The sequence below is a fragment of the Streptococcus sp. SN3 genome (genome assembly GCF_030439905.1).
The window spans coordinates 119,574-138,133 of record NZ_JAQFJF010000005.1 but is presented as its reverse complement, the minus strand read 5'-3'; the positions used below and the strand labels follow the sequence as shown (position 1 = coordinate 138,133).

The window sequence follows — 18,560 nt, the reverse complement described above, 5'->3', positions numbered from 1 at the left end:
CGCCTTTTCACGGCGGTAACACGGGTTCGAATCCCGTACGGACTATATTATCCGGCATAGCTCAGTTGGTAGTAGCGCATGACTGTTAATCATGATGTCGTAGGTTCGAGTCCTACTGCCGGAGCTACGAAGCATTCATAAAGGATGCTTTTTTATATTAGTAATATATAATAAAACCCAAACTGTCTTTTTGTTCAGTTTGGGTTTTTAATTATAACAATTTTTTCTTTCGTATCTTATTATAAATAATAAAGAACGAGATTCCAGATAAAAATGCTATACTACCTTCTTTTAGGCCATTCGGGATAAATGTCAATTTAATTTTTCCCTCTCCTTTTTTTACATTAACCTTCATAAAGCCATTTTGTGCTCTTGAAATTTTGATTGTTTTCCCATTTTGCGTTGCAGACCAACCTTTATCATAAGGAATGGTGAAGAATAAAGAACTATTTCGTTGAGCTTGATAATATGCTGTTATTGTATTATATTTTGTTGTTACTGATACTTTTTGTTGTTGAATCTTGTTTATTGCTTGTTGAAAACGATTTGTATCAAGAGTATAAAATTCAGGACTATCAAATGAAACTTTTGAATTATCTGGAAAAGTTACTTTTACAGTTATGGTTTGCTTGTGATTAAAGTATCCAAGATTAAAAAAAGGAAAGACATTATTAGTACCATAATGCATTTTTTGATTGTTGTTTACAGTTATGTCAACTGATTTTTGGTTGTCATTTGAGAAAGTTAAGTTTGGTAAAGTTAAATAAACTTGACTATTTGCTGGAACTTCTAAAGTATAAGAGACACTGGCAAAAGAATCATGACCATTTTTATCTACTTCTGCAACTATTCTATTTCCAACTTGTTTGACATTATGAGTCTTTAGAGAAAACAATCTATGATAGTATTTTAAATTTAATCCAGAAAGTTGATTGAGAAAACGAGTTTGATTATCTAACGTTAAATGATTAAACTTTACATCTTTGTAAATTGAATTTGTTAGAAATGCTAGTGAATTAGCATTTCTATTTTCATAGAGTGTTAAATTATCTTTAGTCTTAATAGACGAAAAACCATATTTCTGAGGATTATTTGTTGAAATATTATATTTTACTCCTAATAAGCTATCCATAATAATACTATTATTTTGATAACGTAAATTTAAATTCGTTCCAGATGATTTGAAACCGAGTTTATCAAGAATAGAACTAGCTGCAGTATTACGAACAGAAGAAAATTGAGAGATACCATTATAATTGTACTTCATGCTGTCATTTCCAGTTTGAATAGACAATTTTTCGGTTCTAAAGAAATTTAAGTTTTTCTTTTTACTATATTTAACGAGTGAATCAATAGATGTTAAATCTTGTTCATAAGCATTCCTACTTGCAAAGATCCATTCCTTTGCAATTCCTTCCATTTGATAAAAGCTATTTAAACTAAGTTCAAAACAAACAAATAATAAAGTAGAAACTGTAAATATTTTAGAAGGGATATATTTTTTTGTATAAGCCCAAAAAATTAAAAGATAGGCGACTAAAAACTCTAATGTTAAGATAAAATTAACGGAACCTAAAAATTTGTAATGTTTCTTAAAAATAAAAGTAGAAATAAACCCAAATCCTAAGATAGAAAAACTAACTAGAATATTTGTTAGTTTAAATTCCTTTAGACGTTCTAAACTTTCTGCAGCTAAGAAGATAATGACAATGGAAAATGTCCAAGAATAACGATGTAGAAACATATTTGGCGCATGCATACCTTGCCAAAATAAATCTAACGGTTGTAAAGAAAAGCTAGCTACTAAAATTGTAATTAAAAGAAAATAAGCAAGTTTCACGTGAAACTTAATAGATCGTAATGTAAAAAATAGAACTGCTAACAATAATGGAATGAGACCAACATAAATCATAGGAATAGAGCCATATTTAGTTGTGTCAAAAGCTCCAATGAAGTTTTTGGCAAAAATATCTAAATACCAACTTTTTTCAGTCAGTAAGGTTGTCACTTTTGTTAATTTTTCACCATGAGTTTTTAAGTCTAGAAAAGTTGGTAAAATCATGATAAGACTCGTTATCCCAGCTAAAATTGATACAATTGTAAAGTCCAGGAAAGATTTAATCCTAGTTTTAAAATCCCATGAAATTTGAACAATATACCATAGAATAAGAAAGAGAACCATCATGTATCCAAAATAATAATTTTGAATGAAAAGAATTGACAGAGATGTAAAGTAAAGAACATAACCTTTTTGGAGTATCAAATAATGTAAACCAAGTAAAATAAGCGGAATAATGATGAAAACATCTAACCAAGTTTTTATTTCAAGTTGACTAACTGCAAAACTCATTAAAGCATAGGATGTTGACAGTATCAAAATAAGATGAGGAGAAATTTTTTTAAAGATAGCTTTAATACTTACGAAACATGTTAATCCCATTAAACCAAACTTTAACAGAGTAAATAAATATACTGCATCTGGCATATTTTTTAAATTGAAAAAGTAAACTAAAGGTGATAAGAAACTTCCAAGATAATAGCTAGATAAAGCATAAAAATTTAATCCAAGTCCACTTGTAAACGTGTAAAAAATACTGTCTGTACCATGCAAAATATTTCTTAAAGTAACATCGAAAATGACATACTGATGAAAACCATCTCCCAAAAGTGGAGAAGTGTCACTTTTCCAATAAATTCCATTTATAAAATAAGTTAAAAACATGATAAAAAATGGGATAAAAAATGCAAATAGATAATAAGGTTTAAGAAGTTTTTTGATTTTTTTCATAGGTTATGATAAATAATAAAATGCTAAAAATTAAGGAACTGAATCTTTTATCAGCTCCTACTGTCGAAAAGGTTTAATCTTTCCAAAGGTTCTTGACTTTTTCTTGTACTTCTTGATTTTCTAAAAATTCATCATAGGTTTCATCAATTCGGTCAATGACACCATTTTTAGAAAGAACAATAATGTGATTAGCAAGTGTCTGGATAAATTCATGATCATGACTAGCAAAAATAATAGATTCTTTAAAGTTTTTCAGACCGTCATTTAGGCTAGAAATAGATTCTAAGTCTAAGTGGTTGGTTGGATCATCTAATATCAAAACGTTTGATTTGAGAAGCATGAGTTTTGACAGCATGACACGAACCTTTTCCCCACCTGACAAAACATTGACAGGTTTGTTAACTTCATCACCAGAGAAAAGCATACGCCCTAAAAACCCTCGAAGGAAAGTATTGTCATCTTCTTCTTTACTTGCAAATTGACGGAGCCAGTCAAGAATAGATTCCCCACTAGCAAAGTCTTTGCTGGTGTCTTTTGGTAGATAAGATTGACTAGTTGTAACGCCCCACTTTACAGTTCCTTCATAGTCAATATCTCCTATAATAGCTCGAATCAAAGCAGTTGTTTGAAGGTCGTTTTGTCCAATCAAGGCTATCTTATCTCCAGGACGCAGAATGAAGCTGATATTATTAAGAATAATATCGCCGTCAATCTTGACAGAAAGATTTTCGACTGTCAAGAGGTCGTTTCCGATTTCACGTTCTGCTTTGAAGTTAATAAATGGATATTTACGGCTTGATGGGACAATTTCTTCCAATTCAATTTTGTCAAGCATTTTTTTACGAGAAGTTGCTTGCTTAGATTTTGAAGCATTAGCAGAGAAGCGAGCAACGAATTCTTGCAGTTGCTTGATTTTTTCCTCAGCTTTAGCATTGCGGTCTGCTAAGAGTTTAGCAGCTAATTCACTAGATTCTTTCCAGAAGTCATAATTACCAACATAAAGTTTGATTTTACCGAAGTCTAAATCAGCCATATGGGTACATACTTTATTAAGGAAGTGACGATCGTGAGATACAACAATAACGGTGTTTTCAAAATCAATCAAAAAATCTTCTAGCCAAGAGATGGATTGGATATCAAGACCGTTTGTTGGTTCATCTAGTAACAGAACGTCTGGTTTACCAAATAGAGCTTTAGCAAGAAGAACTTTTACTTTATCTCCATTTGATAATTCGTTCATATTTTGGTAGTGGAGGGTTTCAGGAATATGAAGATTTTGTAGCAATTGAGAAGCTTCGGTTTCGGCTTCCCAGCCACCTAATTCAGCAAATTCACCTTCTAATTCAGCTGCTCGGACACCATCTTCATCAGAAAAATCAGGTTTCATATAAATGGTATCTTTTTCTTTCATAATATTATAAAGATGCTCATTCCCCATGATAACTACGTCAATAACTCGATTTTCTTCATAGTCAAAATGATTTTGTCGAAGGACTGAGAGACGTTCATCTGGTCCGAGTGAGATATTTCCAGTAGTTGGTTCGATATCGCCAGCTAAGATTTTTAAAAAAGTTGATTTTCCTGCACCATTAGCGCCGATTAAACCATAAGTATTTCCTTTTGTAAATTTGATATTCACATCATCAAATAATTTTCGATCACTAAATCGTAGTGAGACATCCGATACTGTAAGCAATATTTTTCTCCTAACTCTGTAATTAGTTTCATTTTACTAGAAAATTTGACTTTTTTCAAATGATTCAGGGATAAAATATTACATTTTAGAATATAGAGAAGTAAGAAAAAATAAAGAGATTTATAATAAATTTATAAATTTTTAGGAGGAAAAAATGAAAATTTTATTAATAAATGGTTATCAAAAGCATGATTTCTGTAAAGGAGAATTAAATTTTAGTTTGTATAATGTTATGTTGGAAAATTTACGACACAAACATGATATTCAGTTATCGTCAGTTGAGGACTACAACGTAATAAACGAAAGAAATAAATTTTTGTGGGCAGATTTGATTATTTTTCAATTTCCTATTTATTGGTTTAATGTGCCTGGAAAGTTAAAGCTGTATATGGATGAAGTTTTTGAATATGGTCAATTTTATTCGTTTGCAGATACTTATGGTCAAGGTGGTTTAATGAAAAACAAGGAGTACATCTTATCCACAACTTGGAATGCACCAGAAGAAGCGTTTAATAATCCGACTACATTTTTTGATGGAAAAGATGTTGATGATATTTTGATTTCATTTCATAAGACCATGGAATTTTGTGGTTTAAAGAAAAGAAAAACACTATCTTTCCATAATGTTGTAAAAAATCCTCAATTTGAATCTTACAAACAAACAGTGGAAGATTATTTTTTAAAAGAATTGTAAATACGATGTAAAGGAATAGTAAAGTGTTAGTTGTTTTTAATTTTAAAAATCAGATGTCAATCAAGCAACAATTAGAATTGTTAGAGAAGTTCAATCAACCAATAAACAAGCAGCATCAATTGATTATAGCTCCTATTATACCAAATTATGATGAGTATCATTTTGACATCGCAGTTCAAAATTTGTCAATTAAAGGAAGAAATGTAGGTGATTTATCACCTAAACATTTAAAACATTACAATATAAACTATGCTTTTGTAGGCCATTTAGAAAGGCAAAAGTGTTTAAATGAAACAACAAGAATTATTCGATCAAAGCTTGACAATGCTTTACAGAAAGATATTGTCCCTATTATTTGTGTAGGAAATCATGAAAATCCTATTTTTGAATGCGCAACATATTTAGATGGTTTGAATCTTCAGGATAAACATATTATCATAGCTTATGAAATATTAAGTGCAACATTAAAAGGAAAAAAGGATTATTCATTTACAAAAGTTGAAGAAAGTTTCCAAGATTTAAAAGATTATTTAGATAATTCAAGTGTAAAGTTTGGGTTTACATATCAGTTGATTTTTGGTGGTGGTGTAAACTGTAAAGATATTGAACAGATTTTAACCATTGGATTTGATGGTATTCTTATTGGAGATAGAATTGAAAGTTTGGTTGAAACCTACCAGTACTTACTAAAAGATACTCTTGTATTGATGTAGAAAGACAAGGAGAAGAAAAAATGAAATCAATTTTAGTAACAGGTGGAGCTGGATATATTGGCTCTCATACTGTAAAGGCACTTTTAGATGCTGATTATGATGTGCATGTTTTGGATAATCTAGCATCAGGTGTCAGGGATGCGGTGGATGTAAGAGCGCACTTTAAAGAACTGGATGTTTATGATGAGCTGGCATTAAAAGATTATTTACAGTTTCATAAAATTGATGCTGTATTGCACTGTGCAGGGGAAATCGTTGTTAGTGAAAGTATTGAAAATCCTAGTAAATATTTTGCGGCTAACGTAGCAGGCATGAACCATGTTTTAAAAGTATTATCAGAAGTAGGCATCAATAAGATGATTTTTTCATCAACGGCTTCAGTTTATGGAAATAATTGTATGGATAAACCAGCAAATGAGGATACGCTATTAAATCCAGTAAATCCTTATGCAGAGACAAAACTGATGGGAGAACGTATGATTTATTGGATGGCCAATCGTTATAATTGGAAATATGTTATTTTTCGTTATTTTAATGTTGCTGGTGCTGCTATGGATGCTTCAAATGGTTTGAGAGTTAAAAATCCGACACATATCATCCCTAATATTAATAAAACGGCTCTGGGACAAAATGATGCTTTAAAAATTTTTGGCGATGATTATGAAACGAGAGATGGTTCATGCATCCGTGATTATATTCATGTTTTAGATTTAGCTCAGGCACATGTAAAGGGACTTGACTATTTGTTTACAGATTCGTCAACGTCACAGATATTCAATCTAGGAACTGAACATGGTTACACTGTCAAGGAGATATACAATACTGTAGAGCAAATTTTACAGAAAAAAATTCCTCATGAAATTGTCGCACGTCGTGTCGGTGATCCAGCAAGTGTGTTAGCAGATACTGCTAAAGTAAGAGAATTTTTAAATTGGCAAGCCTGTTATTCTTTGAAAGATATTATATTATCTGATTATAATTGGCGTGTGAAAGCTGGCAATTCCATTGTCGAATAATTTTTAGAAGTGTAGAAATAGTTTCTACACTTTTTTCTTGAAAATGGTATAATATTATCAAGAAAATTCAAGGAGAATGTGATGTCAAAACCTATTATTTTAACAGGAGATCGTCCAACAGGGAAGTTACATATTGGTCATTATGTAGGAAGTTTGCGAAATCGTGTTTTATTGCAGGATGAAGGGAAATATGAATTATTTGTATTTTTAGCTGATCAACAAGCTTTGACGGATCACGCTAAGGATCCTAAGACAATTGTGGAGTCAATCGGGAATGTGGCATTAGACTATTTAGCTGCTGGCTTAGATCCTGAAAAGACAACTATTTTTATTCAAAGTCAAATCCCAGAGTTGTCAGAACTGTCAATGTATTATATGAATCTGGTATCACTAGCTCGTTTAGAACGTAACCCAACTGTCAAGTCAGAGATTGCTCAAAAAGGATTTGGTGAAAGTATCCCGACTGGTTTTTTAGTTTATCCAATTGCACAAGCAGCAGATATCACTGCTTTTAAAGCAAATTATGTTCCAGTAGGTAATGATCAAAAACCAATGATTGAACAGACTCGTGAAATTGTGCGTTCTTTTAATCATACTTATAGTTGTGATGTCTTGGTAGAGCCTGAAGGCATTTATCCTCAAAATGAAGCTGCAGGGCGTTTACCAGGGCTTGACGGGAATGCAAAAATGTCTAAATCTTTAAATAATGGTATCTATTTATCTGATGATATGGATACTCTACAAAAGAAAGTGATGAGCATGTATACGGATCCTGACCATATCAAGATTGAAGATCCTGGTAAAATTGACGGTAATATGGTTTTTCATTATTTAGATGTATTTGGTCGTCCAGAAGATATGCGAGAAATTACAATAATGAAAGAACACTATCAACAAGGTGGACTGGGAGACGTGAAAACAAAACGCTATTTATTAGAAATTTTAGAGCGTGAATTAGGTCCAATTCGTGAACGTCGTGTTGAATTTTCAAAAGATATGGGAGAAGTCTATACTATGTTACAAAAAGGTAGTGATAGAGCACGGCAAGTAGCTAGTCAAACACTTTTTGAGGTAAAGTCTGCTATGGGAATTAACTATTTTCAATAAAAATGAGCAAAACTATCACCTAACGTGATGGTTTTTACTTTTTACTAAAATAGAGATTGACAAATACAGATAGAATGGTATCATATTAACAATAAATACGAGCTATGCTCAATAAATAAAGAAAAGAGGAATTTGTGGATGTCTAACTGGGACGTTAAATTTTTGAAAAAAGGTTTTACTTTTGATGATGTATTACTCATTCCTGCTGAGAGTCATGTTTTGCCAAATGATGCTAATTTACAAACAAAATTGGCTCAAAATTTGACACTCAATATTCCAATTATCACTGCAGCAATGGATACTGTTACAGAAAGTAAAATGGCCATTGCTATTGCTCGTGCTGGAGGTCTTGGTGTTATTCACAAAAATATGTCTATTGAGCAACAAGCAGATGAAGTTCGGAAAGTTAAACGTTCGGAAAATGGAGTTATCATTGATCCATTCTTCTTGACTCCGACTCATACGGTTTCAGATGCAGAAGAATTGATGGAGCGTTATCGTATCAGTGGAGTTCCTGTTGTTGAAACTCTTGAAAATAGGAAGCTAGTTGGGATTATTACAAATCGTGATATGAGATTTATTATGGATTATAATCAACCTATCTCTGCGCATATGACGAGTAAAAATCTTGTGACAGCTCCTGTTGGAACAGATCTTGAAACAGCAGAACGGATACTTCATGAACATCGCATTGAAAAATTGCCGTTGGTTGATGACTATGGTCGTTTGTCTGGTTTGATTACAATTAAAGATATTGAAAAAGTAATTGAATTTCCAAATGCAGCCAAAGATGAGTATGGTCGTCTTTTGGTTGCTGGTGCAGTAGGAGTTACTTCTGATACATTTGAGCGTGCAGAAGCTTTATTTGAAGCAGGGGCAGATGCCATTGTCATTGATACAGCACACGGACATTCAGCGGGAGTACTTCGGAAAATTGCTGAGATTCGTGCACATTTTCCAGAACGAACGTTGATTGCAGGAAATATTGCCACTGCAGAAGGTGCGCGTGCGTTATACGATGCTGGAGTTGATGTTGTGAAAGTTGGAATTGGTCCAGGTTCAATTTGTACCACTCGTGTCATTGCTGGAGTTGGTGTACCTCAAGTGACTGCGATTTATGATGCTGCACAAGTTGCCCGTGAATACGGGAAAACAATTATCGCAGACGGTGGCATCAAATATTCTGGAGATATTGTAAAAGCTCTGGCTGCGGGAGGTAATGCAGTCATGCTTGGTTCAATGTTTGCTGGCACAGACGAAGCACCAGGTGAAACGGAAATTTTCCAAGGTCGTAAGTTCAAAACTTATCGTGGAATGGGTTCCATTGCTGCTATGAAGAAAGGCTCAAGTGATCGTTATTTCCAAGGTTCTGTCAATGAGGCAAATAAGTTAGTTCCAGAAGGAATTGAAGGTCGTGTAGCTTATAAAGGCGCAGCAGCAGATATCGTTTTCCAAATGATTGGGGGGGTTCGTTCTGGTATGGGCTACTGTGGAGCAGCTAATCTTCAAGAACTACATGATAAAGCACAATTTATCGAAATGAGCGGAGCTGGTTTGAAAGAAAGTCACCCTCATGATGTTCAAATAACGAATGAAGCTCCAAACTATTCTGTTCAATAAAATTATAAAAGCTCTGCACTATATGATGTAGAGCTTTTATAATTAACTAAGTTGACATCGTTGTAAATTTTAATAACATACACTTTACATGTTTTTTTTTGTTAAATTTCCTTCGTGAATTGAGAAAATTTTAATATCAGAAGGCATGTTTTGTAAATGTTCTAGAGTTGTTGTGGTGATAAATGTTTGGATGTTTTGGGAAATAGATTCAAGTAGATTAAGTTGACGGTTATTGTCAAGTTCACTCATGACATCGTCAAGTAGAAGAATTGGTTTTTCTTTAGTAACAGTTTCCATAAGCTCAATTTCTGCCAGTTTGAGAGATAAGACTACGCTTCGATGTTGTCCTTGACTACCAAAATTAGCATTCATATCATTGATATAAAAAGCAATATCATCTCGATGGGGACCAACTCCAGTAGTTTTTTTAAATAAATCTCTGCTACGACTTTGTTTTAATGCAATTCGAAAAGCTTCTTCTAGTTTATTGAAATCTGAAAGTCGAATAGAAGAGCAGTATTTAATAGTTAAATTTTCTAAATTATTTGAGAGTTCCAAATGTTTTTGCTGACCAAAGTATTCTAATTTTTTGAGAAATTCTATTCGATGCTGCATAATGCGGCAACCAAACTCTACTAACTGATCATCCAAGACAGTTAAAAAAGTCTCATCTATTGTTTTTGCTGTCTTTAAATAAGTATTTCTCTGTTTTAGAACATGATGATAATGTGATAAATCAGATAAATAAATTGGTTTAATTTGCCCCAACTCTATATCAACAAATTTGCGTCTAAGGGCTGGAGCTCCTTTAATCAATTGTAAATCTTCTGGAGCAAACAAAACAATATTCATATTTCCAATGTAATCTGATAATTTGCTTTGTTTTAGATGATTAACCTTTGTAATTCTTCCTTTTGGTGTCAAGTCAATCTCTAAAGAAATCTTTCCAGTTTGCTTGACAAGTTGTCCAGATACTTTTAAGGTGTCTTTAGAAAAATAAATTAAATCTTTATCTGAACGAGTTCGATGACTCCGTGTCAATGCAAGAAAATAGATAGCTTCTAAAATATTTGTTTTTCCTTGAGCATTTTGACCTAGAAAAATGTTGAGTCCAGGATGAAAGTCTATTTCAGTTAGCTCGTAATTGCGAAAATGTTGAATTTGTAAGTTTTTTAACCACATATTTAAATACCTGGGAAGCGGATAGGAGCTTTTTTATTAGATTTATTGGCTTTTTGATTTGCTGTTGCTGGTTTACTTTTTTTGATACTTTTGTTCATTTCTTTTACAAGAGCGCCGACTCGTCTTTTTTCTAAAAGCTCTTTTTCGTGCTCAATTCTTTCCTCCTCATTTGGTGCAGTCAATAGTATTTCTAATTTTTGATTTGGAAGAGTGATGATATCGCTAATACGAATTTTCTTTTTGCGACGAGTTTCGAGATCTCCATTAAAATAAACTTGATTTTCTTGAAGAAAACTTTTAATAGCACCACCACTTTGAATGATTCCAACTTCTTTTAATAATGCTTGTAAAGTAATATATTCATCAAATAATTTGTATTTCATAATTCACCTCAATCTTTGTCATTATATCATAATTGGGTGAAAAGATAATATTAAAATTATTCAAACGTATCATGAAGAAAACGTTTTAAGATGAAAGAATAATACTTGAATGAGAAATTAAGCACTGTTTCGTGATATAATAGAGGTCAATAAAAAAAGAAGATGAGGGACGATATGGAGTTGGTTTCTGGAGTAGATCTCCATTTTATAACATCCAAAAAATTTAAAACCAATCGAATAAAAATAAGATTTTCAGCTCCAATGTCTATGGATACGATAGCGGGACGCGTACTGGCTGCAAATATGCTCGAAACAGCTAACGAAATTTATCCCACGTCACAGATCTTTCGTGAGCGATTAGCAAATCTTTATGGTGCGAACTTTTCAACAAGACTATCACGAAGAGGACTCATTCATTATGTAGATTTAGATATTTCCTTTGTTAGTGATGCATTTTTAAGTCGTAAAAATACATTAACAGGAGAGATACTTAATTTTTTAAAAGATAGCTTGTTAAAACCTTTAGTAGATGGAAGGGCTTTTAATCGAACTGTTTTTGAAGTTGAAAAGAAGAATGTACTTAACGATTTAAAAGCTGAAATTGAGGATCACTTTTATCACGCTCATCAAGAACTGAATAAATTATTTTATACAAAGCAAGACATGCAAATTCCTCATTTTGCCACATTAGATTTGGTTGAAAAAGAAACTCCAGAAAGTAGCTTTGCAGTTTTTCAAGACATGCTTCAAAATGATAAGATTGATCTATTTTTTATAGGTGATTTTAATGAGATTGAAGTCTATGAACATTTAAAGATGTTTGGTTTACACCCTCGTCAACCTGAGTTACACTTGCATTATCATCAAGAATTTTCGAATGTTTTAAAAGAGGGATTGAAACAAAATGATGCTCATCAATCCATTATTGAATTAGGATATCATTTTTCAGTTCAATATGGAGATAGGAATCATATCCCTCTTGTTGTATTGAATGGACTTTTAGGTGGTTTTGCTCATTCAAAATTATTTGTTAATATTCGTGAGAAAGAAAGTTTAGCTTACACGATTTCAAGTAGTATTGATATTTTTTCAGGTATGATGCGTATTTACGCTGGAATTGACAGGAAAAATAGGACTAAAACAGTCAGTTTAATTTATCGACAAATTGCAGATTTGAAAAAGGGACGTTTTACAGATGAAGACTTAAATCAGACTAAAAAAATGCTTCGAAATACGATGCTCCTTTCTTTAGATAGGCAAAATACATTGATAGAACGAGCTTATATGGCGTCTGTTTTGCAGAAAAGATTTATGTCAATTGATGTTTGGTTAAATGCTTTAGAAACAGTCACCAGAGAAGATATTATCGTCATTGCAAAACAACTCAGACTACAAGCAGTTTATTTCATGGAAGGAAAATAATGCAAATTTTAAAAATGGAGAGAAAGGATTATCCGGCAGTTGGGGAAGTAGTCTATCAAACTACTTTGCAAAATGGTTTAAGAGTGTTTCTTTTACCCAAACAAGACTTCAATGAAACTTATGGGATTATGACAGCAAATTTTGGGTCAATTGATACTTGTTTTATTCCACGCGGTTCTAATCAAGTTGTTCAATATCCTGCAGGAGTTGCTCATTTTTTAGAACATAAATTATTTGAAGATGAAAATGGCCAGGATATTTTACAACAGTTTGTTAAGTTAGGAGCTGAGAGCAATGCCTTTACAAGTTTTACTAAGACCAGCTATCTTTTTTCAGCGACGGACAATATTTTAGAAAATGTGAGATTGTTGCAAAGTTTACTAGAAAATGCTTATTTTACCGAAGAGTCGGTTCAACGTGAACAGGGGATTATTCAACAAGAAATTAGCATGTATCAAGATAATCCAGATTATTGTTTGTTTTTTCATACTTTAGCAAATCTTTATCCAGACACTTCATTAGCAGAAGATATTGCAGGAAGCATTGAATCAGTTGCGGAAATAACAGTTGAGGATTTGAATGAAAATTTTGAAACCTTTTATCATCCATCCAATATGAGCCTATTGTTGATTGGCAATTTTGACTTAGAAAAGACTATTACTGTTATTCAAGAGCAACAAGAACATCTGGATTCTTTTGCTAAACAAGGACTCATTCAACGCTCTTCTCTTACGTTAAATCCTATTATTGCTACTGGAAGTGTACGAATGGAAGTGGCAAGTTCTAAGCTAGCAATCGGGTTACGTGGAAATCAATCGTTAGCGGAAGTTGATTTATTTCGTTATAAAATTGGTTTAAAACTGCTATTTGCAATGATGTTTGGCTGGACATCTAAAAGATTTCAAGCGCTTTACGAAGTTGGAAAAATAGACAACTCTCTATCGTTAGAAGTTGAGGTAGAAAAAGATTTTCACTTTGTGATGTTGACAATGGATACTAGTGAACCAGTTACTCTATCTCACCAATTTCGTTCGGCAATTCGGGATTTTGAAAAAGATCCTGATGTGACAGAAGAACATCTTGATACTATAAAAAGTGAAATGTTTGGTGATTTTTTGCATGGGCTCAATTCGCTAGAGTATATTGCAACTCAATATAAAACCTTTTCAGAGGGTGAGAATCTATTTGATTTACCCAAAATATTGCAGACAATTAGTTTAGTTGATGTGATTGAGATAGGACATTATTTTATTGATTCTTGTGACATGATTGATTTTACTATTTTTCCAAAATGATTTCATGTTTTAGTGAAATTTGGTAAAATAGTGTTTAATAGAAAGAAGGCTGAGGCGTATGAGAAAAAAAACAATTGGTGAAGTCCTGAGATTGGCTCGTATCAATCAAGGGATGAGCTTAGAAGATTTACAAAAGAAAACAGATATTCAGTTGGAGTTACTAGAAGCTATGGAAGCTGATGATTTTGATCGTCTCCCTAGTCCTTTCTATGCTCGTTCTTTTCTAAGAAAATATGCTTGGGCTGTTGATTTAGATGAGCGAATTATTCTTGATGCTTATGAAGAAGGAAGCATGATTACTTATGATGAAGTGGACATTGATGAGGAAGAGAATTCTAGAAGCCGAAGAACGAAAAGGCAGCGAACTTCTTTTTTGCCATTATTCTACTTAACCATTCTAGCATTAGCTATTTTAGTCTTTGTTAGTTATTATGTTTGGACATATGTTCGTCATAATTCGTTAACCACAAATCCTTCATCAAGTTATAGTGTTGTAAATAAACAAACAACTACTTCATCTAGCTCAAATGATGAATCTACTTCTAGTGAATCTTCTAACAGTTCCAAAACAAATTTGACTGTATCCGGAAACGGCAGCAACTTGACAGCGATATTGACAGGCGCAGTCAAACCTGTCAATTTAAAACTATCTGTTAATGATACAACTAGCTGGGTAAGTGTTACAGGTACAGACTTAGAAGGTGGTGCAACATTAAGCCCTGAAAATCAAAGTGTGTCAACCACTATTTCACCAGGAACTACATCAACAATTACTCTTGGTGTGGTTCAAGGTGTGACAATTACAATAGATAATCAGCAGATTGATACATCAGGCTTGACAAGTTTGACAGGTACAATTACACTTATAATAAATAATTAAGGAAATGAAAATGAAAAAAGAAAATATTCCTAATGCTTTAACTTTGTTACGGATTGCTTTAATTCCAATTTTTATTTTAGTTCTATCCTTAAGTTACTCTGTTGGAATGCATGTTTTTGCAGCGATTATTTTTGCAGTAGCTAGTATTACAGATTACTTGGATGGCTATTTAGCTCGTAAATGGAATGTTGTAACGAACTTCGGGAAATTTGCTGATCCAATGGCAGATAAGTTATTAGTAATGTCGGCTTTTATTATGTTGATTGAAATGAATATGGCACCTGCTTGGGTTGTTGCAATTATCATCTGCAGAGAGTTAGCTGTGACAGGTTTGCGGTTATTATTGGTTGAAACTGGGGGGACAGTCTTAGCTGCTGCTATGCCAGGAAAAATAAAAACATTTACGCAGATGTTTTCCATTATTTTTTTGTTATTGCACTGGACATTGCTAGGACAAATTTTGCTATATATTGCATTGATTTTTACGATTTATTCGGGTTATGACTATTTCAAAGGAAGTGCCTATCTCTTTAAAGATACATTTAGATAATATGAAAAATATCATTGACGTTCAGCATTTAAAGTATAAATATGATAATCATGTAGAGGACTATATTCTTAAAGATGTGACGTTTCACGTGAAACAAGGAGAGTGGTTGTCTATTGTAGGTCATAATGGCAGTGGCAAATCTACGACAATTCGTTTAATAGACGGTCTGTTAGAAGCAGAAAGTGGCGAGATTATCATTGATGGAGATGAATTAACTCTTGAAAATGTATGGGAAAAGCGCCGGCATATTGGGATGGTTTTTCAAAATCCAGACAATCAATTTGTGGGAGCAACCGTTGAGGATGATGTCGCTTTTGGTTTGGAAAACCAAGGAATGGATTACCAAACGATGTTTGACAGAGTTCAAGAAGCGTTAGATATTGTTGGGATGCAAGACTTTAAAGAACGTGAACCTGCAAGACTTTCTGGTGGGCAAAAGCAGCGTGTGGCTATTGCTGGTGTGGTTGCTTTGCGTCCTGATATCGTTATTTTAGATGAAGCAACTAGTATGTTGGATCCAGAAGGGCGTTTAGAGTTAATTCAGACAGTTAAAAAGATTAAAGATCAACATGGTATGACTGTTATTTCTATCACACATGATTTGGATGAAGTAGCTCTTAGTGATCGAGTTTTGGTGATGAAAGAAGGACAGGTAGAATCGACTAGTACACCAAGTGAGCTTTTCTCACGAGCGGATTTAGAGGATTTAGGTTTAGATGAACCTTTTACAAATCAAGTAAAAGCAACTTTGCTGAATTCAGGCTTTCAATTGCCAAAGCGCTATTTAACAGAAAAAGAATTGCAGGATTATTTATGGGAATTACTTTAGAAAATGTTAGTTATACTTATCAAGCAGGCACTCCTTTTGAGAGTCCTGCACTTTTTGAAGTCAATTTAGAAATAAAAAATGGATCATATATTGCTTTGGTTGGTCATACAGGTAGTGGAAAATCAACTATTTTACAATTGCTGAATGGACTTTTAGTGCCAACTGAAGGAAGTGTTGTGATTGATGATGTCAAAATTACTTCGACATCTATAAACAAGGATATTAAACAAGTACGTAGAAAAGTGGGATTGGTTTTTCAATTTGCTGAAAGTCAGATTTTTGATGAGACAGTTTTAAAAGATGTTGCTTTTGGTCCACAAAATTTTGGAGTATCAAAAGAAGATGCTGAACGTTTAGCACGTGAAAAATTAACTCTTGTCGGAATTTCAGAAGAATTATTTGAACGTAGCCCATTTGAATTATCTGGAGGACAAATGCGTCGAGTAGCCATAGCTGGTATTTTAGCCATGGAGCCAGAAATTCTTGTCTTGGATGAGCCAACAGCTGGTTTAGATCCCGCTGGACGAAAAGAATTGATGAGCTTATTTAAGCGATTACATGAAGCAGGAATGACTATTGTTTTGGTAACACATTTGATGGATGATGTTGCTAATTTTGCGGATACTGTCTATGTGATGGAAAAAGGAAGACTAGTCAAAAGCGGAGAGCCTCGGCAAGTTTTCCAAGATGTAGCATTTATGGAAAGTATTCAACTAGGAGTTCCCAAAATTACAAAATTTGCACAAGAATTAGAAAATAGAGGGCTAACTTTTCCATATTTACCTATCACTATAGAAGAATTTAAGGAGGTATTCCATGGATAGTATGATTTTGGGGCGATATGTTTCTGGAAATTCAATCATTCATCGACTAGATCCTCGCAGCAAACTTTTGTCAATGTTTTTCTTTATTTTAATTATCTTTTTAGCAAATAATATTGTGACCAATGGACTATTGTTCATCTTTGCAATATTACTAGTTGGGCTTTCAAAGATTCCTTTAGTTTTTTTCCTTAAAGGATTAAGATCTATGGTCTTTTTGATTGCTTTTACTACTTTATTCCAACTATTTTTTACATCTGGTGGCTCGTTGTTATTTCAATTTGGCTTTATAAGAATCACAGAGGTAGGTTTAGCTCAGTCAGGCATCATTTTTAGCCGCTTTCTTTTAATTATTATTTTTTCTACTCTCCTGACTTTAACAACCATGCCACTTAGTTTGGCAGACGCAGTTGAATCATTATTGCGGCCTTTAGCAGTATTAAAGGTACCCGTTCATGAAATAGGGTTGATGTTGTCAATGAGTTTACGCTTCGTCCCTACTTTGATGGATGACACAACACGGATTATGAATGCTCAAAGGGCGCGTGGGGTTGATTTTGGTGAAGGAAGTGTTGTTCAAAAGGTAAAATCAATTATTCCTATTTTGATTCCGTTATTTGCTTCTAGCTTTAAGCGTGCAGATGCTTTGGCAACTGCTATGGAAGCGAGAGGTTATCAAGGTGGTGTAGGAAGAAGCCGTTACCGTCAGTTGAGGTGGAAAAAAGAAGACACACTTTCTATTTTTACTATGTTTGTCTTAGGTTTGATGTTATTTTTCTTAAAAAGTTAAAAAACTTATATTATTGTTAGCAAAAAAACGCCTTTTAAAGCGTTTTTTGCGTATAAAATCAATATTTCTGTAATCTTTGTAATACAATTATAAGATTAGAGTAATATTTTATGTGTAATATAGTATTATACGAAAAAAGGAGAAATTGATATATACATGAAATCAATGAAATTAACGTTATCAGGACTTCTTACTGCAGTTGCTTTTTTTGCAACAGGAACTATTGCAAGTGCTGAATCTTATACTGTTAAATCAGGCGATACTTTATCAGAAATTGCTAAAGAAAAAAATACATCAGTTGAAAAGTTAGTTGAGCTCAATAAAATTAAAAATCCGGACTTGATTAAAGTTGGACAAATTTTAGAGCTTGATGAAGAGAATCTTTCAGCAGGTTCGACAGAGGCTGCAACAGAAGAAGCTGTAACTTATGAAGATGTGACGTATAATGCACCTGCTGCTTCAACTACTTATTCGCAACCAGCTACAGCAAATCATTCTTCAAATGTTGTTCTTTCTAATGGTAATACAGCAGGAGCGACAGGTGCTTATGCAGCTGCTCGTATGGCAGAATTAACAGGTGTTCCAGCGTCAACTTGGGAACAGATTATTGCTCGTGAGTCAAACGGACAAGTTAATGCTTATAACCCATCAGGAGCTAGTGGTCTTTTTCAAACAATGCCAGGTTGGGGTTCAACAGCTACAGTAGATGATCAAATTCAGGCTGCTTATCGTGCATATAGTGCACAAGGGTTATCAGCTTGGAATTACTAAGTG

The 18,560-nt window shown here is 33.3% G+C and carries 17 protein-coding genes and 1 tRNA gene; 14 read left to right on the top strand and 4 right to left on the bottom strand.

The window, feature by feature from the left end; genetic code table 11:
* Positions 1–50: 50 nt before the first annotated feature.
* A tRNA-Asn gene (locus PCY71_RS10790) sits at positions 51–124 on the top strand.
* 87 nt (positions 125–211) lie between these two features.
* Here the strand turns inward: PCY71_RS10790 and PCY71_RS10785 are convergent.
* Together PCY71_RS10785 and PCY71_RS10780 are read right to left on the bottom strand one after the other, a co-directional pair.
* Complete coding sequence (locus tag PCY71_RS10785) at positions 212–2,788, bottom strand: YfhO family protein (RefSeq protein ID WP_301412609.1); 2,577 nt, start codon at positions 2,786–2,788, stop codon at positions 212–214.
* A 73-nt stretch (positions 2,789–2,861) separates the two neighbouring features.
* Positions 2,862–4,484, bottom strand: a complete 1,623-nt coding sequence (locus PCY71_RS10780; RefSeq protein WP_301412608.1) for an ATP-binding cassette domain-containing protein — start codon at positions 4,482–4,484, stop codon at positions 2,862–2,864.
* A gap of 154 nt (positions 4,485–4,638) precedes the next feature.
* Here PCY71_RS10780 and PCY71_RS10775 point away from each other — a divergent pair, with 154 nt between their 5' ends.
* The 5 genes from PCY71_RS10775 to guaB all read left to right on the top strand — a co-directional run bounded on the left by PCY71_RS10775 (position 4,639) and on the right by guaB (position 9,634).
* Positions 4,639–5,178 (top strand): NAD(P)H-dependent oxidoreductase, encoded by a 540-nt coding sequence (locus PCY71_RS10775; RefSeq protein WP_006270338.1) that lies wholly within the window; start codon positions 4,639–4,641, stop codon positions 5,176–5,178.
* Positions 5,179–5,201: 23 nt separating this feature from the next.
* Entirely contained in the window at positions 5,202–5,891 is a 690-nt protein-coding gene (locus PCY71_RS10770) for a triose-phosphate isomerase (RefSeq protein WP_247927680.1), read from the top strand.
* A 20-nt stretch (positions 5,892–5,911) separates the two neighbouring features.
* The gene (gene galE, locus PCY71_RS10765) at positions 5,912–6,907 is read left to right on the top strand and encodes a UDP-glucose 4-epimerase GalE (RefSeq protein WP_301412607.1); all 996 of its coding nucleotides are present in this window, start codon (positions 5,912–5,914) and stop codon (positions 6,905–6,907) included.
* Between the two features lie 81 nt (positions 6,908–6,988).
* A complete protein-coding gene (gene trpS, locus PCY71_RS10760) occupies positions 6,989–8,014 on the top strand; it encodes a tryptophan--tRNA ligase (protein ID WP_006268883.1) in 1,026 nt (341 codons plus the stop codon).
* Between the two features lie 138 nt (positions 8,015–8,152).
* Positions 8,153–9,634: an IMP dehydrogenase gene (guaB, locus tag PCY71_RS10755; protein ID WP_003071643.1), complete on the top strand. Its 1,482-nt coding sequence runs from the start codon at positions 8,153–8,155 to the stop codon at positions 9,632–9,634.
* An 84-nt stretch (positions 9,635–9,718) separates the two neighbouring features.
* Here the strand turns inward: guaB and recF are convergent, their stop codons facing one another.
* Both recF and yaaA read right to left on the bottom strand, forming a co-directional pair.
* A complete protein-coding gene (gene recF, locus PCY71_RS10750) occupies positions 9,719–10,816 on the bottom strand; it encodes a DNA replication/repair protein RecF (protein ID WP_049481244.1) in 1,098 nt (365 codons plus the stop codon).
* Between the two features lie 2 nt (positions 10,817–10,818).
* Positions 10,819–11,199, bottom strand: coding sequence for a S4 domain-containing protein YaaA (yaaA, locus tag PCY71_RS10745; RefSeq protein ID WP_126467995.1), 381 nt, complete (start codon positions 11,197–11,199; stop codon positions 10,819–10,821).
* 174 nt (positions 11,200–11,373) lie between these two features.
* Between yaaA and PCY71_RS10740 the strand changes: the two genes are divergently transcribed.
* The 8 genes from PCY71_RS10740 (at position 11,374) to PCY71_RS10705 (ending at position 18,557) form a co-directional block, all read left to right on the top strand.
* On the top strand, positions 11,374–12,621 hold the full coding sequence (locus PCY71_RS10740; protein WP_301412606.1) for a pitrilysin family protein: 1,248 nt from the start codon (positions 11,374–11,376) through the stop codon (positions 12,619–12,621).
* On the top strand, positions 12,621–13,916 hold the full coding sequence (locus PCY71_RS10735) for a pitrilysin family protein (RefSeq protein ID WP_039677741.1): 1,296 nt from the start codon (positions 12,621–12,623) through the stop codon (positions 13,914–13,916). Before PCY71_RS10740 ends, PCY71_RS10735 begins: the two co-directional genes overlap by 1 nt.
* Before the next feature lie 58 nt (positions 13,917–13,974).
* Positions 13,975–14,796 carry a cytoskeleton protein RodZ gene (gene rodZ / locus PCY71_RS10730; protein ID WP_301412605.1) on the top strand — a complete coding sequence of 274 codons (822 nt, stop codon included), beginning with the start codon at positions 13,975–13,977 and terminating at the stop codon, positions 14,794–14,796.
* Between the two features lie 10 nt (positions 14,797–14,806).
* The gene (gene pgsA / locus PCY71_RS10725; protein ID WP_301412604.1) at positions 14,807–15,346 is read left to right on the top strand and encodes a CDP-diacylglycerol--glycerol-3-phosphate 3-phosphatidyltransferase; all 540 of its coding nucleotides are present in this window, start codon (positions 14,807–14,809) and stop codon (positions 15,344–15,346) included.
* A gap of 1 nt (position 15,347) precedes the next feature.
* Positions 15,348–16,175 carry an energy-coupling factor ABC transporter ATP-binding protein gene (locus tag PCY71_RS10720; RefSeq protein WP_037598268.1) on the top strand — a complete coding sequence of 276 codons (828 nt, stop codon included), beginning with the start codon at positions 15,348–15,350 and terminating at the stop codon, positions 16,173–16,175.
* Positions 16,160–16,999, top strand: coding sequence for an energy-coupling factor ABC transporter ATP-binding protein (locus PCY71_RS10715; RefSeq protein WP_126441842.1), 840 nt, complete (start codon positions 16,160–16,162; stop codon positions 16,997–16,999). The genes PCY71_RS10720 and PCY71_RS10715 overlap by 16 nt, the downstream gene beginning before the upstream one ends.
* Positions 16,992–17,786 (top strand): energy-coupling factor transporter transmembrane protein EcfT, encoded by a 795-nt coding sequence (locus PCY71_RS10710; RefSeq protein ID WP_037598273.1) that lies wholly within the window; start codon positions 16,992–16,994, stop codon positions 17,784–17,786. Before PCY71_RS10715 ends, PCY71_RS10710 begins: the two co-directional genes overlap by 8 nt.
* A 156-nt stretch (positions 17,787–17,942) precedes the next feature.
* Entirely contained in the window at positions 17,943–18,557 is a 615-nt protein-coding gene (locus PCY71_RS10705) for a LysM peptidoglycan-binding domain-containing protein (protein ID WP_003038249.1), read from the top strand.
* Positions 18,558–18,560 lie beyond the last annotated feature (3 nt).

What these genes read in the sequence shown, in the direction of transcription:
- PCY71_RS10785 (WP_301412609.1), bottom strand. Translation starts at nt 2,788, where the DNA reads ATGAAAAAAATCAAAAAACTTCTTAAACCTTATTATCTATTTGCATTT.
- PCY71_RS10775 (WP_006270338.1), top strand. Translation starts at nt 4,639, where the DNA reads ATGAAAATTTTATTAATAAATGGTTATCAAAAGCATGATTTCTGTAAA.
- galE (WP_301412607.1), top strand. Translation starts at nt 5,912, where the DNA reads ATGAAATCAATTTTAGTAACAGGTGGAGCTGGATATATTGGCTCTCAT.
- trpS (WP_006268883.1), top strand. Translation starts at nt 6,989, where the DNA reads ATGTCAAAACCTATTATTTTAACAGGAGATCGTCCAACAGGGAAGTTA.
- guaB (WP_003071643.1), top strand. Translation starts at nt 8,153, where the DNA reads ATGTCTAACTGGGACGTTAAATTTTTGAAAAAAGGTTTTACTTTTGAT.
- recF (WP_049481244.1), bottom strand. Translation starts at nt 10,816, where the DNA reads ATGTGGTTAAAAAACTTACAAATTCAACATTTTCGCAATTACGAGCTA.
- yaaA (WP_126467995.1), bottom strand. Translation starts at nt 11,199, where the DNA reads ATGAAATACAAATTATTTGATGAATATATTACTTTACAAGCATTATTA.
- PCY71_RS10740 (WP_301412606.1), top strand. Translation starts at nt 11,374, where the DNA reads ATGGAGTTGGTTTCTGGAGTAGATCTCCATTTTATAACATCCAAAAAA.
- PCY71_RS10735 (WP_039677741.1), top strand. Translation starts at nt 12,621, where the DNA reads ATGCAAATTTTAAAAATGGAGAGAAAGGATTATCCGGCAGTTGGGGAA.
- rodZ (WP_301412605.1), top strand. Translation starts at nt 13,975, where the DNA reads ATGAGAAAAAAAACAATTGGTGAAGTCCTGAGATTGGCTCGTATCAAT.
- pgsA (WP_301412604.1), top strand. Translation starts at nt 14,807, where the DNA reads ATGAAAAAAGAAAATATTCCTAATGCTTTAACTTTGTTACGGATTGCT.
- PCY71_RS10720 (WP_037598268.1), top strand. Translation starts at nt 15,348, where the DNA reads ATGAAAAATATCATTGACGTTCAGCATTTAAAGTATAAATATGATAAT.
- PCY71_RS10715 (WP_126441842.1), top strand. Translation starts at nt 16,160, where the DNA reads ATGGGAATTACTTTAGAAAATGTTAGTTATACTTATCAAGCAGGCACT.
- PCY71_RS10710 (WP_037598273.1), top strand. Translation starts at nt 16,992, where the DNA reads ATGGATAGTATGATTTTGGGGCGATATGTTTCTGGAAATTCAATCATT.
- PCY71_RS10705 (WP_003038249.1), top strand. Translation starts at nt 17,943, where the DNA reads ATGAAATCAATGAAATTAACGTTATCAGGACTTCTTACTGCAGTTGCT.